We start from the raw sequence: 13,440 nt of genomic DNA, 5'->3' as shown, positions 1-13,440 counted from the left end.
GCATTCAGAGTTGCGCCGACAGGCGCTTGATCTCGCGGTTCAGCACGCGCTCGTTGTCCGAGTAGTCGATCGGCACGTCGATCACGTGCACGCCCGGCGACGCGAAGCATTCGCGCAGCAGCGGCTCGAGATCGTCGGCCGACTCGACGCGATGCCCGTGCGCGCCGTAGCTTTGCGCGTACGACACGAAATCGGGGTTCTGCAGCGTCATCGCGAAATCGGGAAAGTTCATGTTCTCCTGCTTCCAGCGGATCATCCCGAACGCGTCATCGCGCAGGATCATCACGACGATGTCGAGCTTCAGCCGCACGGCCGTTTCGAGTTCCTGCGAATTCATCATGAAGCCGCCGTCGCCGCACACGGCGATCACCTTGCGCTGCGGATGCACGATCTTCGTCGCGATCGCCGACGGCAGGCCCGCGCCCATCGACGCGAGCGCGTTGTCGAGCAGCAGCGAGTTCGGCTCGTGCGCACGCCAGTAGCGCGCGAACCAGATCTTGTACATCCCGTTGTCGAGACAGACGATGCCGTCCACCGGCAACGCGTTGTACAGGTCGTTCACGATCCGCACCGGGTACATCGGGAAGCGCGGATCGTGCTGGCCCTTTTCCAGATGCGCGTCGAAATGCGACTTGATCATCCTGAAGCGCTCGAAATCCCAGTGCGATTGCGGCGTCAGCGCCTCCTTCATCTGCCACACCGCATTCGCGATGTCGCCGACCACCTCGATCTGCGGGAAATAGACGGGGTCGACCTGCGCGCCGAGGAAGTTCACGTGGATCACGGTCTTGTCGTCGGTGCGCATGAAGAACGGCGGCTTCTCGATCACGTCGTGGCCGACGTTGATGATGCAGTCCGCATGCTCGATCGCGCGATGCACGAAGTCGCCGTCGGACAGCGTCGCGTTGCCGAGCCACAGCGGGTGCGTCTCGTCGATCACGCCCTTGCCCATCTGCGTCGTGAAGAACGGAATGCCCGTCTTGTCGACGAATTCGAGCAGCATCTTGCAGGTGGTCTTGCGGTTGCCGCCCGCGCCGATCATCAACAGCGGATGACGCGCGGCCTGGATCGCGTCGACCGCATGCGCGACCGCCTTCTCCTCGGCCACCGGCCGCCGGCTGTAGCTGCGCGGGATCGGCTTGCCGTCGCCCTCCTCGTGCGCGATGTCCTCGGGCAGTTCGAGGTGCGCGGCGCCCGGACGCTCTTCCTCCGCGCGGCGAAACGCCTCGCGCACGGCCGACGGGATGTTGCCGATCGACACGATCTGCCGCGTGAACTTCGTGAGCGGCTGCATCATGTCGACCACGTCGACGATCTGGAAGTGGCCCTGCTTGCTGGACTTGATCGGCTTCTGCCCGGTGATCATCAGCATCGGCATCCCGCCGAGCTGCGCATACGCGGCGGCCGTCACGAAGTTCGTCGCACCCGGCCCGAGCGTCGCGAGACACACGCCGGTGCGGCCCGTGAGGCGGCCGTAGGTGGCGGCCATGAACCCGGCCGCCTGCTCGTGCCGGGTCAGCACGAGCTTGATCTTCGATCGCCGCAGCGATTCGAGCAGATCGAGGTTTTCTTCGCCTGGAATGCCGAACACGTACTCGACGCCTTCGGCTTCCAGCGCCTTCACGAACAGATCCGATGCTTTCATGGGACTCTCGGTTATGCCGCCTGCCCGGCCTACGGACACGCGGCGTTCAGGACGCGCGCCGGCCTACGGCACGCGGACGCCTTACCTGCTGGACACAAACCACGGCACTGCTCGCCGCGCGGCACGCGATGCCGGAGCGTGATGCGCGATGCGCGGCGGCGCCTCCGGATGATGGAGGACGAACGGATCCGCCCGCGCGCGGCCAGCTCGCGCGAACGGCAAAGACGTTTTCGATTGTAGACGGATTCCTGAAATTCCGGCTTCGACCGGATGGCCGGCTCCGCCAGCGGAAAGATCGGCCTGACGGCCAGTCAACACCCGCCGACGCGCCGGCCGGGCTGTAATGGCAACGATGTTCCATTCAACAGACATGTGAACCATGGTTGACACACTGCAATTCATGCCCTACAGTCCTCCTGCATTCAGCATCCGGACCACCGACGTCTTCGACGCCTGGTTTGCCGGCCTGCCCGATCGCATCGCCAGGCGCCGCATTCAGGCGCGCATCGACCGCCTGTCGATGGGCAATCCGGGCGACTGGAAATCCGCCGGCTCGCCCGTCGTCGAAATGCGCATCGATCATGGGCCCGGCTATCGCGTCTACTACGCGAGGCGCGGGACGATCTGGGTGATCCTGCTCTGCGGCGGCGATAAATCGACGCAACAGGCCGACATACGCGCCGCGCACGCAATGCTCGCGCACCTCGACATGGAGTGATCGATGGACAAGATCAAGACGCGGCCGTGGGATTCGGCCGAACACCTGAAAACCGAAGACGACATGGCCGACTACTTCGACGCCTGCCTGCAGGAGGCCGGCGACGATCCGGCCTTCATCGCGCACGCGCTCGGCGTGATCGCCCGCGCGCGCGGCATGTCGCAGGTCGCGCGCGATGCGGGCCTGTCGCGCGAAGGGCTGTACAAGGCGCTGTCGCACGACGGCAATCCGAGCTTCGGCACGATCCTGAAAGTCATCAAGGCGCTCGGCCTGCAATTGCACGGCGCCAAGGCGTCCGCGTGATCCGGCGGCGCGCGGCGTCGCGTCATGCGCGCAACGCCCGTGCCCGCGTCAGTGCAGCCAGCCGGCCGCCCAGCGCGGCGCCAGCGACACCAGATACAACCCGAGTCCGATCAGCCCGCCGACCAGCGTGCCGTTGATGCGGATGTACTGCAGATCCTTGCCGATGTTCAGTTCGATCTGTCGCGACATCTCGCGCGCATCCCAGTTGCGCACCGTGTCGCGAATGTGACGCATCAGGAAATCGGCAAAATCGGGCGCCATCTCGTGCACGGCCTTCTCGATATGCTCGTTCAGCGACGCGCGCAGCGCCGGGCTCTCGGCGAGCCGCGCGCCGAGCCAGCCGCCGAGCGTCGCGGCCTGCCGGTGCAGCGCAGAATCGGCGCGCGCGAGATCGGCCTTCAGCCAGGCCCGCAACTGGCCCCACAAGTCGCGCACATAGTCGTTGAACGCGTCGCCGTCGCGGATGTAGCGTTTGATCTCGTCGCCCTTCGCGATGAATGCGGGGTCGTGCTTCAACCGCTCGGTCAACCGCACGACCGTCCGATCGAAGCGTTGCCGCAGTTCATGCTCCGGGTCGGCCGCCACGCCTTCCAGCACGCGGCTCACCGCACTCGCGAGCATCCGCGCGCCGTTCTCGCCGAACCACTGCGTCGGCATGATCTTCTCGACCTTCGGGTATTGCGTCTTCAGCCATTCGACGATGAAGCCCGCGATCACCTCGCGGTTCTCTTCCCTGTCGAGCACGTCCACCACCTGTTCGATCGCGTCGTCGAGCAGCGCCTGGTGGCGGCCGTCCTTCGTCAGCGTGTCGAGGATCGCACCGGCCGATTGCGACAGGTCGACCCGGTCGATCACCGCGCGGAATGCATCGTGGACGAACGACTGGATCCGCGCGTCGTCGGTCATGTCGAGCGCGAAGCTCATCAGCTTCGTCACGTAGCCGCCGAGCGCGTCGGTGTTCGCCGGCTCGCCGAGCCACGCGCCGAGCATCCGCGCCGGGTCGTGCTGGCGGATCTGCGCGGCGAGCGCGTCGGGGCCGAGGAATTTCTCGCGCACGAACACCGCGAGGTTGTCGGCGATCTTGTCCTTGTTCTTCGGGATGATCTCGGTGTGGCGCGACACGAACGGAATCGGCACGCGGCGGAACAGTGCGACGACCGCGAACCAGTCGGCGAGCGCGCCGACCATCGCGGCTTCGGCGACGGCCTTGAAACCGTCGACCCACGGGCCGCGCGGCAGCAGGATGGTCGTGACGAACACCGCGACGGCCGCCAGCAGCAGCAACAGCGCACGGCGCTTGCTTCGTTTCAGTTCGAGGGCTTTGTCTGGCGTCATGGAGGACGGGCGGATCGGCGATGTCGTTAATATCCCCGATTTCGCCGCAGCCGACAAACCCGCGGCCGGCGTCGCACACACGGCGCATGCGCGCCGCGTGTGCCGCGCTACATGAACGCCTTCAGACCGACGGCCGGATCGGCCAGCTTCACCGGATCGGGCACCGCGCCTGCCGCGATCAGCCGGCGCGACGCGCCGATGTCGCGCCCGAGGTTCGCCGCGGCCACCGCGACGATCCTGCCGTCGTCGCCGAGCCCGAACACCGTGAACGGCCCGCTCGCCGGATCGCCGCGCACGACGATCGTGCGTTCGCCGCCGAACAGCCCGAGCATCTGCAGGTTGCAGTCGTACTGATCGGACCACAGCCACGGCAGCTCCGCATAGCGCTCGTCGGCGCCGAGCAGGTTCGCGGCCGCGACGGCCGGCTGGTTCTCGGCCACCTGCCACGATTCGATCCGCACATGCCGCCCGAGCAGCGGATTGAAGTGCATCGTCACCTCGCCCGCCGCGAAGATCGCCGCATCGGCCGTGCGGCAGCCCGCATCGACGCGTATCCCGTTGTCGACGTCGAGCCCGGCCGCCTGTGCGAGCTCGACGTTGGGCACCACGCCGATGCCGACCACGACGATATCGGCCGGCACGTCGCCGCGATCGGTTTCGACGATCGCGCCGCCGCCCGGCGCGCGACGGATCGCGCGCGGCAGCGTCGCCAACCGGAAGCTCACGCCGCGCCCATCGTGCAGCCGATGCGCGAACGCACCGACCACTTCCGGCAACGCGCGCTGCAGCAACCGGGGCGCCGGATCGATCACCGTCACGTCGCAGCCGAGCTGGCGCGCCGCCGCCGCGACCTCGAGGCCGATGAAGCCGCCGCCGAGCACCGCCACGTGACGCCCCGCCGCAAGTTGCGCTCGCAACGAACGTGCATCGCCCACGGTACGCACGTAATGCGGCACGACGCCCTCGTCGACCGGACCACCGAACGCACGCACCCGCGAACCCGTCGCGAGCACGAGTCGCGCATACGGCAGCGTCGTCCCGTCGTCGAGGCGCACGCGCCGTGCATCGCGCTCGATCGCCTCGACGCGCGTGCCGAGCCGCAGCGCGATGCGCTGCGCGTCGTACCACGCCGCATCCCGGATGAACGCGCGCTGTTCGCCGCCATCGCTCAGCAGCGCGTCCTTCGACAGCGCCGGCCGGTCGTACGGCAGCTCGCGCTCCGCGCCGATCATCACGATGCGCGCCGCCGCATCGCGTGCGCGCAGGGCTTCGGCGGTGCGCCGCGCCGCGTGGCCGGCGCCGACGATCACGAACGGATCAGCCGACATTGACTTCCACCTGCCCGTCGACGATCCGGATCGGATAGGTCCGCACCGGCTCGGTGATCGGTGCGCATTTCGGCGCGCCCGTGCGAATGTCGATCAGCCCCTGGTGCAGCGGGCATTCGACGCAGCCGTCCTCCACATAGCCTTCGGACAAGCGCGCGTGACCATGCGAACAGAGGTCGTGCATCGCGAACAGTTCGTCGCCGATCCGGAACACGGCGATCGGCTTCTGGCCGGCGACGCGCGCCGCCGGTTCGTCTTCGGAGAATTCGTCGAAAGCGCCGAGCGGATGCCACTCGGCCAGCGTTGCTTCGGTCATGTCGTTTCCTTGCTTCGTCGGAGCGGTCAGATCGGCGTCGCGAGCAGCGTCTGCACGCGCGACGTGTCGTAGATCACGCGCTTGGTCTTGTAGCGCAAGCCGTCGGGCGTGCGGACCACCGTGTCGTAGTACTTGCCGGCCTGGTACACGTTCGATTCGCCGTTGCTGCGCGTCTGCACGACCACGTAGTTGCTCTCGGTATCGAATTCGCCGTCGCGTTCGGCGACGATCGTCAGGCCCGACGTCATGTGCCGGTACGTATGCTCCTCGTAGATGTTTGCGTGCCGTAGCGACACCACGCGGTCGCGCAGCATCCGCTGGTTCGTGCAGTGGACGATCCCGACCGGCAGCCCGAGATCGGCGTTCTCCTTCGGCACGATTTCGTACGTGCAGTCCTCGGTGAACATCTCCGGCCAGTGTTCGAGCCGGTCGTTGTCGAGGTGCCCGATGTAGCGGTTCTGGAGCATGTAAATCTCGAACCACGTCTTCATGTCTTCCGTCATTTCTTGCTCCCGCCTCAATAGCCCATCAGCTTCTGATAGCCGACCCAGAACTTGCGGATCAGGCTCTCGGTGATCACCGTGTCCTGCTGGTCCGGATTGCCGCGCGACATCTCGATCACCGACGTCGCGTCGGCATCGCGCACCGTGCCGCGCTGCACGAGCTCGGTCGCCTCCGTGTCTTCCATCGAGATGTAGCCGGCCGGCCCGACCAGGTTCGCCTGCTTGATGCGCAGCGCGCGCAGCTCGGGCGTGTCGTCCGCATAGCCGAAGAAGTGGAAGATCAGCTCGAAGTTGTCCGGCCCCTTCGGCAAGATCTGCCGCGCGACCAGCGTGTTGTGGATCTGCTGGATCACGAGCTGCGGGAAGATCGGCTGGATATGGTTCGTGCAGTCCTCGTCGTATTCCGACACGAGATCGAGGATCGACTCGTCTTCCAGATGGAAGCCCTCGTCGAACGAACGGATGTTCTGCTGCTTGTACGCGGCCGACGTATCGTCGCCCGTCTTCGTCACCGTGATGATGCTGTGCAGCCCGTGGTTCGCATCGGGAATCGAGCGCGCCTTCATCCCGACGCGGAAGATGTTGAAGGTCGTATGGAACAGGTGCAGCATGCTCGCGTGATACGGGTCCTTCACGTTCTCCATGTACAGCTTCCAGTTCGACTTCGAATACTGGCGCGTGCAACCGAGATACTCGATCGGCTTGTGGAAGATCCGGTCGATCCACGGGCGCATCTGCTCGCCGAGATAGTCGGGCAGCGGCGCGACCTCGTCGCTGAAGGTCGCGAACACGAGCCCGCGATAGCTGTCGACGCGCAGCTTGCGCAGCCCGTGCTGCTTCGGATCGAAATCGGCCGGCATCCCGGTCATCCCCTTCTGGCCGCGCCGGAACGGCACGCCGAGCAGGTTGCCCTGGTTGTCGAAGCTCCACTGGTGATAGACGCACGTGTGCGAACTCGCGTTGCCGCGCGACTTGCGGCACACCTGCGCGCCGCGGTGCGCGCAGCGGTTCACCCATGCGGACAGCGCGCCGTCCTCGGTGCGCGTGACGACCACGGGCGTGTCGCCGACGAACGTGCTCTTGAAGTCGCCGGCGTTCGGGATTTCCGCTTCGAGCGCGACGAAATTCCACGTCGGCCCGCGGAAGATGCGTTCCTGCTCGCGATCGTAGACCGCCCGCGAGCTGAACACCTTGTACGGCACGCGCGAGCCGTCGTCGTGCGGGAAAGTCACGTCGGATGCGTCGCCGCGTGCGGCGAAAACGACGGGCGATTCTGTCTGCTCCATGTCGGACTCCTTGTCGATCCGTTGCGTTGAATGCATGGAGCCGATTTTTGAAAAGCTAATATTCGGCGTCTATCCGGAAAGTGCGATTGCGGCGGCGCAATATCCACTTTCGGCGGATTTCTGCGCTAGCATGACGGCACACGCGGCTGGCGCACGATCGCGCCCCCGTTCGCCGGATCGAAGCGCGTGCCGTCCATACCAAGGCTGAAGCCCATGTCCCCAACGTCGTTCGAGCCGCTCGCGCTGCGCGCGCACCGGCTGTTCGAATCCCGCGATCTCGACGAGACTCGCGAGCGGATCTCGCGCGTGATGCAGCCGCACGCGCTGCTGCCGAACGGCCGCGTGCACGGGGCATCGCACATGGATTTCGTCAGGCTGGGCGGGCTCGGGATCGGCACGATCGCGTTCGGCGACGCGATGCGCGTGCAGGTCGACGCAGTCGACGGCTATTACCTGCTGATGTTCTGCCTGTCCGGGCACGCGGAAGTCCATGCGATGGGGCGTCGGCTCGGCGTCGACGGCCAGACCGGCGTGCTGTGCGCGCCCGGCGAGCGCTTCGACGCGGTGCTGTCGGCCGATTGCGAACAATTCGTGCTGCGCATCGACGCGGCGACCGTCGGCTCGCTGACCGGCGACCCGCGCGCGACGCTCGATCCCGTGCTGCACGTCAGCGACGCCGCGCTCGCCGCGTGGCGCCAGCAGTTGATGCTCGTCGCGCGCTCGCCCGAGCTGCTCGAACGCGCGAACGCGAACCCGCGGGTCGCGTCGCAGCTCGAGCATCTGCTGATCGACCTGCTGATCGAAGGCCATCCGCCGTCGTCCGTGCCGCACGCATCGCACCGCGACCCGGCGCCGGGCTTCGTGCGGCGCGCGCAGGAGTTCGTCGATGCGCATTACGCGCAGCCGCTGCAGCTCGCCGATATCGTCCAGGCCGCCAACGTGCCCGAACGGACGCTGCGCGACGCGTTCCTGCAATTTCGCGGCATGAGCCCGATGCAATACCTGCGCGCGACGCGGCTCGCGCACGCGCGCGAACTGCTGCGCGGCGCGGCATCCAACCGGCGGATCGCCGATATCGCGCTCGACTGCGGGTTTACCCATCTCGGGCGGTTCGCGATCGCGTATCGGGAAAAGTTCGGCGAATCGCCGTCGGAGACGCTCGACGGGCTGCGCTGAGCGCACGTCCGCGCGTTTTCGGGCGGACGCGCCCGCGGCAGCACGGGCGGTTGCCTGTTGCATGGCACGCGCGCACGGCGACAAGCGGGCCGACGATCATTGCGGTACCGCGCGGCGCCGACCGCTTCGGTGGCTGCGGCCGTCTCCGGCACCGGTTGCTGCGATGGCGCGCGCAGCGCGAGCGGCGTCAGCGGCGTCAGCGGCGTCAGCGGCGTCAGCGGTTAGTGCCGCTGGTGCCCATGCCTGCGCCGTTTGCGCCGGTCATGCCGGTTGCGCTGTGTCGGCAGCGCCCGCGGGCGGCAATCGCGGGCCATCCAGTCGCGACGACGCGCAGGCCAGCGCGCGTTCCACCTGTTCGAACATCGCCCGCGTGGCGGGGCTATGCGGGCACGCGCGCAGCAGCAATTCCAGCCATTTCAGCCGCCGCGCCAGCATCGGCACGACCATCGTGCGCACGATCAGCCGCTGATCCGCGTCGGACGGATCGAAACGCGCGCACGTGTCGACGAGCGCGTCGAGCGTCAGTACTGCCTGAGTCGGGTTCGTCATGAGCGTCATGAACAGATCCACCGCCCGCATCGCCGCGGACGGATCGTGAAAGTGAACGGCGAACGCGCGCGCCGGCGTGTCTGGCGCACCGGCAAGCACGTCGCCACAAGCGCGGACCGCGTGGCGTTCAAAACGCGTGCCACTCGGCGGCCCCGCCCGCTGCCGCTACCGGCACGCTCGGCGGCCGCGCCGCCGCCGGAGGCTGCACCCGCGCCGCAGGCGCAACCGCCGGCGCGGCGGGCTCGTCCGGGGAGGCCTCCGCCAGCCGGAACGCCGACATCGCCGCCTGCAAATGGCCGGCCTGCTCCTCGAGCGAATGCGACGCCGCGGCCGCCTGCTCGACGAGCGCCGCATTCTGCTGCGTCACGCCCTCCATCTGCCCGATCGCCACGTTGACCTGCTCGATTCCCTGGCTCTGCTCCCGCGACGCGGCCGCGATTTCGGCGACGATGTCGGACACCTGCTTGATCGCCTGCTTCACCTGCCCCATCGTCGCGCCGACGTCCGCGGCCTGCTGCGCGCTGTCATGGATCATCGACACCGACGCGCCGATCAGTTCCTTGATCTCCTTCGCGGCGCTCGCGGAGCGTTGCGCGAGGTTGCGCACTTCGCTCGCGACCACCGCGAAACCACGCCCCTGTTCGCCCGCGCGCGCCGCTTCCACCGCCGCATTGAGCGCGAGAATGTTGGTCTGGAACGCGATTCCCTCGATGACGCCCGTGATGTCGGACACCCGGCTGGAGCTGCTGCTGATCTGCTCGATCGTCGCGACCATGTGCTGCACGGCGTCGTGGCCGGCGTCGGCCATTCCGGTCGCGCGCGTCGCGAGCGTATTGGCCTGCTGCGCGTTGTCGGCGTTCTGCTTCACCGTCTCGGTCAGTTGCGTCATGCTCGACGCGGTTTCCTCGAGGGACGCGGCCTGCTCCTCCGTGCGAGCCGACAGATCGGCATTGCCGCTCGCGATCTGGTGCGACGCGATCGCCACCGATTCCGCGCTGCGCTTGATGCCGCGCACCGTCGTGCCGAGCTGCCGGTCCATCGTCTCCAGCGCGCCAAGCAACTGGCCGAATTCGTCGTGCGAGTCGATGTCGATCCGGTTGTCCAGCCGGCCGCCCGCGATTTCGTCGGCCACGCCCACGGCCTTGCCGAGCGGCGTCGAGATATGCCGCAGCAGATGCGCCGACGCCCACACCGCGACCAGCAGACCGACACCGATCAGGCCGATCGCGATCCACAAAATGTTGCGGAAGGTCGATTCGCTGTCGTCGACGAACGATTTCGCCTGCTCGACGTTCAGCGCGATGTCGTCCTCGAGCGCCTGCCTGAGCAGGTTCGCGGTCGGCGACAATCGCTCGATCACCGCCCTGGCCGCGTCGTGATCGCCGCCGTTCATCGCCGCGGCCACGTCGTTCACCCCGGCCCGGAACTGCGGCAGCACGCTCCGGATGCGCTCGGCGATGATGCGTTCCTTGTCGCTCGTGATCGATTCCCCGTAATAACGGCCCCAGATCGTATCGAGACGGCTTTGTTGCGTGCGAATGTCGTCGACCGCGCTGCGCATGAGCGCGGGGTCATGCTCGGCCTGCAGCCGGCGCATTTGCAACCGTATGTTGAACGCGAGCGCGCTGATTTCCGTCAATTCGACGATCGGCACCGTATTGCCCGTATAGGCGCGATGGAGATTCGAATTCAGTCTGGACAGACCGAATACACCGAACGTGCCAATTGCGACCATCAACGCGACGCACACCGCAAGGGTGGCAAAAATCCTGAACTTTATGCTTTTCGCAAATCGACTCACCTCGTTCCCCTCCGGTTTTCCAGGTCGGCAATGAATGAAAAGTGCCGCTTCATGACCCTGGTTTACGGGGAGAAAATCAGATTATTTATGATTCGATATTGCAACAATTAAAACCACACACAGCAAGAATCAATATGCGTCGCCACCCATTATCTCATTATTACGTTTATTTTTTAATACATTAAATTGAGTGCAGCCTGAGAGACGCTTGTTTCGCCGACCAGTTATCTCATTAATAGGGCGGCCGGCGCCAGCTCGACGGCACGAAGCCGCGGCGACAAGCCCGATTCCCCCTCGGAGGAGCGCGTCGAAATAGGCCGTTAGCTGCGATTCGTGCTCGAGTCAGGTCACGTCACCGGCACGAACATCTGCCGTGCAATCGCACAGAACGCCGCCGTGGCCGCGCTCTCACCGTGCAGCCGGCGGCTCATGATGATCGGTGACGTCGCGGCCGGCTCTGGCAGCCGCCGGTAAACCACCCCCTTCACGCGCACGCCCTCCACGCTTTCCGGCACCAGCGACACGCCCACCTGCGCCGCCACGAGCCCAAGCGCCGTCTGCAACTCGCGCACCTCGTGCACGGCCGCCGGCACGACCGCGCCGTCGCGCAGCGCCGACAACTGCTGATCGGCGAAGCTCGGCCGCGGCGTGCTCGGGTAGACGATCATCGTCTCGTCCGCGAGATCCGCGAGCGTCAGCGGCCGGGCCGGATCGGCGAGCCGATGCCCGAGCGGCAGCGCCGCGATCAGCTTTTCCTCGATCAACGCCTCGCGCACCAGTTGGTCGTCGTCGAAGCGCAAGCGGCCGAACCCCACGTCGATCCGCCCGCCCTTCAGCGCGCCGAGCTGTTCGAGCGTGAACATTTCGATCAGCGACAGCTCGACGTCCGGCTGCGCCTCGCGAAACGCGCGGATCACGTCCGGCAGCGCGCCGTACAGCGTCGACGGCACGAAACCGATCACGATCCGCTCCGACAGTTGCGCGAGCCGCCGCGTCAGCGGCCCCAATTCGTCGGCCTGATCGACGAGACGTTTCGCCTGCGCATGGAACACGCGCCCGGCATCGGTCAGTTTCAACGGCCGCGCGCCGCGCTCGAACAGCGGCAGCCCGATCTCCTCCTCGATCGCCTGGAGCTGGCGGCTCAGCGGCGGCTGCGTCATGTGCAGCCGCTCCGCGGCCCGTGTGATGTTCATTTCCTCGGCGACGGCGATGAAGTAACGGAGCTGACGCAATTCCATTTCATGCCTCAAAGGTATGGAAGTAGTCGGAAAGAGTGTTGGACGACGCGGGGCGGGAATTCCTACCATGTGCACCAACAGGAGGAATCGCATGATAGCAACTACCGCCACCATCGAACGCATCGAGACGCTGCTGGTCGACGTGCCGACGATCCGGCCCCACAAATTGTCGGTCGCGACGATGAATTGCCAGGCGCTCGTGCTCGTCCGCGTTCGATGCACGGACGGTATCGAAGGCGTCGGCGAGGCGACGACCATCGGCGGGCTCGCCTATGGCGAGGAGAGCCCCGAAAGCATCAAGGTCAACATCGATACCTACTTCGCGCCGCTGCTGCTGGGCATGGACGCGACGCGCCCCGGCGCCGCGATGGCGCGTGCGCGCAAGCTGTTCCAGGGCAACCGCTTCGCGAAGTGCGCGCTCGAGACCGCGCTGTTCGACGCGCAGGCGCGGCGCCTGGGCGTGCCGCTGTGCGAGCTGTTCGGCGGGCGCCGGACCGATGCGGTCGATGTCGCGTGGACGCTCGCGAGCGGCGATACCCAACGTGACATCGCGGAAGCCGAAGCGATGCTCGACGCACGCCGCCATCGCGCGTTCAAGCTGAAGATCGGCTCGAACGCGGTCGCCGACGACGTGGCGCACGTCGTCGCGATCAAGCGCGCGCTCGGCGAGCGCGGCGACGTGCGCGTCGACGTGAACCAGGCCTGGAGCGAAACCGATGCGATCTGGGCCGGCGCGCGGCTCGCCGACGCCGGCGTGAGCCTCGTCGAGCAGCCGATCGCCGCGACCAATCGCGCGGGGCTGAAACGCCTCACGCAGCTCGCGCAGGTGCCGATCATGGCCGACGAGGCGCTGCACGGCCCCGTCGATGCGTTCGCGCTCGCGCAGGATCGCGCGGCCGACGTGTTCGCGGTGAAGATCGCGCAATCGGGCGGCCTGCAGGGCGCGGCGAGCGTCGCGTCGATCGCCGCGGCCGCCGGCATCGAGCTGTACGGCGGCACGATGCTCGAAGGCGCGGCCGGCACGATGGCGTCCGCCCAGTTGTTCAGCACGTTCGACTCGCTGAAATGGGGCACCGAACTGTTCGGCCCGCTGCTGCTCACCGAGGAGATTCTCGTCGAGCCGCTGCGCTACCAGGATTTCAAGCTGCATCTGCCGGCCGCGCCCGGCCTCGGCATCACCTTCGACTGGGCCCGCATCGAACGGATGCGACGCGGCGCCCGCTGACCCCACACGACAACCGA

At 66.8% G+C, this 13,440-nt stretch carries 13 protein-coding genes; 4 read left to right on the top strand and 9 right to left on the bottom strand.

The annotated features are described in order from the left end of the window. Nucleotides 1-4 precede the first annotated feature (4 nt). The gene (locus tag KPB06_RS25110) at nucleotides 5-1,645 is read right to left on the bottom strand and encodes an acetolactate synthase large subunit (RefSeq protein WP_059639075.1); all 1,641 of its coding nucleotides are present in this window, start codon (nucleotides 1,643-1,645) and stop codon (nucleotides 5-7) included. A gap of 400 nt (nucleotides 1,646-2,045) precedes the next feature. Between KPB06_RS25110 and KPB06_RS25105 the strand changes: the two genes are divergently transcribed. Then, the gene (locus KPB06_RS25105; protein WP_060163117.1) at nucleotides 2,046-2,363 is read left to right on the top strand and encodes a type II toxin-antitoxin system RelE/ParE family toxin; all 318 of its coding nucleotides are present in this window, start codon (nucleotides 2,046-2,048) and stop codon (nucleotides 2,361-2,363) included. A 3-nt stretch (nucleotides 2,364-2,366) separates the two neighbouring features. Beyond that, nucleotides 2,367-2,666 carry an addiction module antidote protein gene (locus KPB06_RS25100; RefSeq protein WP_059573746.1) on the top strand — a complete coding sequence of 100 codons (300 nt, stop codon included), beginning with the start codon at nucleotides 2,367-2,369 and terminating at the stop codon, nucleotides 2,664-2,666. 48 nt (nucleotides 2,667-2,714) lie between these two features. Here KPB06_RS25100 and KPB06_RS25095 read toward each other — a convergent pair whose 3' ends face one another. From KPB06_RS25095 to andAc, 5 genes are all read right to left on the bottom strand, one after another. Next, nucleotides 2,715-4,001, bottom strand: a complete 1,287-nt coding sequence (locus KPB06_RS25095; protein ID WP_059573745.1) for a DUF445 domain-containing protein — start codon at nucleotides 3,999-4,001, stop codon at nucleotides 2,715-2,717. Nucleotides 4,002-4,108: 107 nt separating this feature from the next. Continuing rightward, nucleotides 4,109-5,329 carry an anthranilate 1,2-dioxygenase system ferredoxin--NAD(+) reductase gene (gene andAa / locus KPB06_RS25090; RefSeq protein WP_059573744.1) on the bottom strand — a complete coding sequence of 407 codons (1,221 nt, stop codon included), beginning with the start codon at nucleotides 5,327-5,329 and terminating at the stop codon, nucleotides 4,109-4,111. Further along, on the bottom strand, nucleotides 5,319-5,645 hold the full coding sequence (gene andAb, locus KPB06_RS25085) for an anthranilate 1,2-dioxygenase ferredoxin subunit AndAb (RefSeq protein ID WP_039344765.1): 327 nt from the start codon (nucleotides 5,643-5,645) through the stop codon (nucleotides 5,319-5,321). Before andAb ends, andAa begins: the two co-directional genes overlap by 11 nt. A 26-nt stretch (nucleotides 5,646-5,671) precedes the next feature. Then, a complete protein-coding gene (andAd, locus tag KPB06_RS25080; protein ID WP_006479528.1) occupies nucleotides 5,672-6,148 on the bottom strand; it encodes an anthranilate 1,2-dioxygenase small subunit AndAd in 477 nt (158 codons plus the stop codon). Nucleotides 6,149-6,162: 14 nt separating this feature from the next. Continuing rightward, complete coding sequence (gene andAc, locus KPB06_RS25075) at nucleotides 6,163-7,434, bottom strand: anthranilate 1,2-dioxygenase large subunit AndAc (protein ID WP_034174903.1); 1,272 nt, start codon at nucleotides 7,432-7,434, stop codon at nucleotides 6,163-6,165. A 213-nt stretch (nucleotides 7,435-7,647) separates the two neighbouring features. On the opposite strand from andAc, the gene andR reads away from it, so the two are divergent. Then, nucleotides 7,648-8,610, top strand: coding sequence for an anthranilate 1,2-dioxygenase regulatory protein AndR (gene andR, locus KPB06_RS25070; protein WP_059573743.1), 963 nt, complete (start codon nucleotides 7,648-7,650; stop codon nucleotides 8,608-8,610). A 261-nt stretch (nucleotides 8,611-8,871) separates the two neighbouring features. Here the strand turns inward: andR and KPB06_RS25065 are convergent, their stop codons facing one another. The 3 genes from KPB06_RS25065 to KPB06_RS25055 all read right to left on the bottom strand — a co-directional run bounded on the left by KPB06_RS25065 (nucleotide 8,872) and on the right by KPB06_RS25055 (nucleotide 12,198). Further along, the gene (locus KPB06_RS25065) at nucleotides 8,872-9,168 is read right to left on the bottom strand and encodes a hypothetical protein (RefSeq protein WP_226288546.1); all 297 of its coding nucleotides are present in this window, start codon (nucleotides 9,166-9,168) and stop codon (nucleotides 8,872-8,874) included. Nucleotides 9,169-9,286: 118 nt separating this feature from the next. Then, nucleotides 9,287-10,960 (bottom strand): methyl-accepting chemotaxis protein, encoded by a 1,674-nt coding sequence (locus KPB06_RS25060; protein ID WP_059573742.1) that lies wholly within the window; start codon nucleotides 10,958-10,960, stop codon nucleotides 9,287-9,289. 347 nt (nucleotides 10,961-11,307) lie between these two features. After that, on the bottom strand, nucleotides 11,308-12,198 hold the full coding sequence (locus KPB06_RS25055) for a LysR family transcriptional regulator (protein WP_059573741.1): 891 nt from the start codon (nucleotides 12,196-12,198) through the stop codon (nucleotides 11,308-11,310). Nucleotides 12,199-12,289: 91 nt separating this feature from the next. On the opposite strand from KPB06_RS25055, the gene KPB06_RS25050 reads away from it, so the two are divergent. Further along, on the top strand, nucleotides 12,290-13,423 hold the full coding sequence (locus KPB06_RS25050; protein WP_275905958.1) for a muconate/chloromuconate family cycloisomerase: 1,134 nt from the start codon (nucleotides 12,290-12,292) through the stop codon (nucleotides 13,421-13,423). Nucleotides 13,424-13,440 lie beyond the last annotated feature (17 nt).

It is taken from the genome of Burkholderia semiarida (genome assembly GCF_029268935.1).
GTDB classification, from domain to species: domain Bacteria; phylum Pseudomonadota; class Gammaproteobacteria; order Burkholderiales; family Burkholderiaceae; genus Burkholderia; species Burkholderia semiarida.
Note: the sequence above shows the minus strand (reverse complement) of the source record. Positions and strands in the feature narration are given on the sequence as shown.

Bases quoted from the DNA above. Each gene is read 5' to 3' on its own strand.
- KPB06_RS25110 (WP_059639075.1), bottom strand. From the start codon at position 1,645: ATGAAAGCATCGGATCTGTTCGTGAAGGCGCTGGAAGCCGAAGGCGTC.
- KPB06_RS25105 (WP_060163117.1), top strand. From the start codon at position 2,046: ATGCCCTACAGTCCTCCTGCATTCAGCATCCGGACCACCGACGTCTTC.
- KPB06_RS25100 (WP_059573746.1), top strand. From the start codon at position 2,367: ATGGACAAGATCAAGACGCGGCCGTGGGATTCGGCCGAACACCTGAAA.
- KPB06_RS25095 (WP_059573745.1), bottom strand. From the start codon at position 4,001: ATGACGCCAGACAAAGCCCTCGAACTGAAACGAAGCAAGCGCCGTGCG.
- andAa (WP_059573744.1), bottom strand. From the start codon at position 5,329: ATGTCGGCTGATCCGTTCGTGATCGTCGGCGCCGGCCACGCGGCGCGG.
- andAb (WP_039344765.1), bottom strand. From the start codon at position 5,645: ATGACCGAAGCAACGCTGGCCGAGTGGCATCCGCTCGGCGCTTTCGAC.
- andAd (WP_006479528.1), bottom strand. From the start codon at position 6,148: ATGACGGAAGACATGAAGACGTGGTTCGAGATTTACATGCTCCAGAAC.
- andAc (WP_034174903.1), bottom strand. From the start codon at position 7,434: ATGGAGCAGACAGAATCGCCCGTCGTTTTCGCCGCACGCGGCGACGCA.
- andR (WP_059573743.1), top strand. From the start codon at position 7,648: ATGTCCCCAACGTCGTTCGAGCCGCTCGCGCTGCGCGCGCACCGGCTG.
- KPB06_RS25065 (WP_226288546.1), bottom strand. From the start codon at position 9,168: ATGACGCTCATGACGAACCCGACTCAGGCAGTACTGACGCTCGACGCG.
- KPB06_RS25055 (WP_059573741.1), bottom strand. From the start codon at position 12,198: ATGGAATTGCGTCAGCTCCGTTACTTCATCGCCGTCGCCGAGGAAATG.
- KPB06_RS25050 (WP_275905958.1), top strand. From the start codon at position 12,290: ATGATAGCAACTACCGCCACCATCGAACGCATCGAGACGCTGCTGGTC.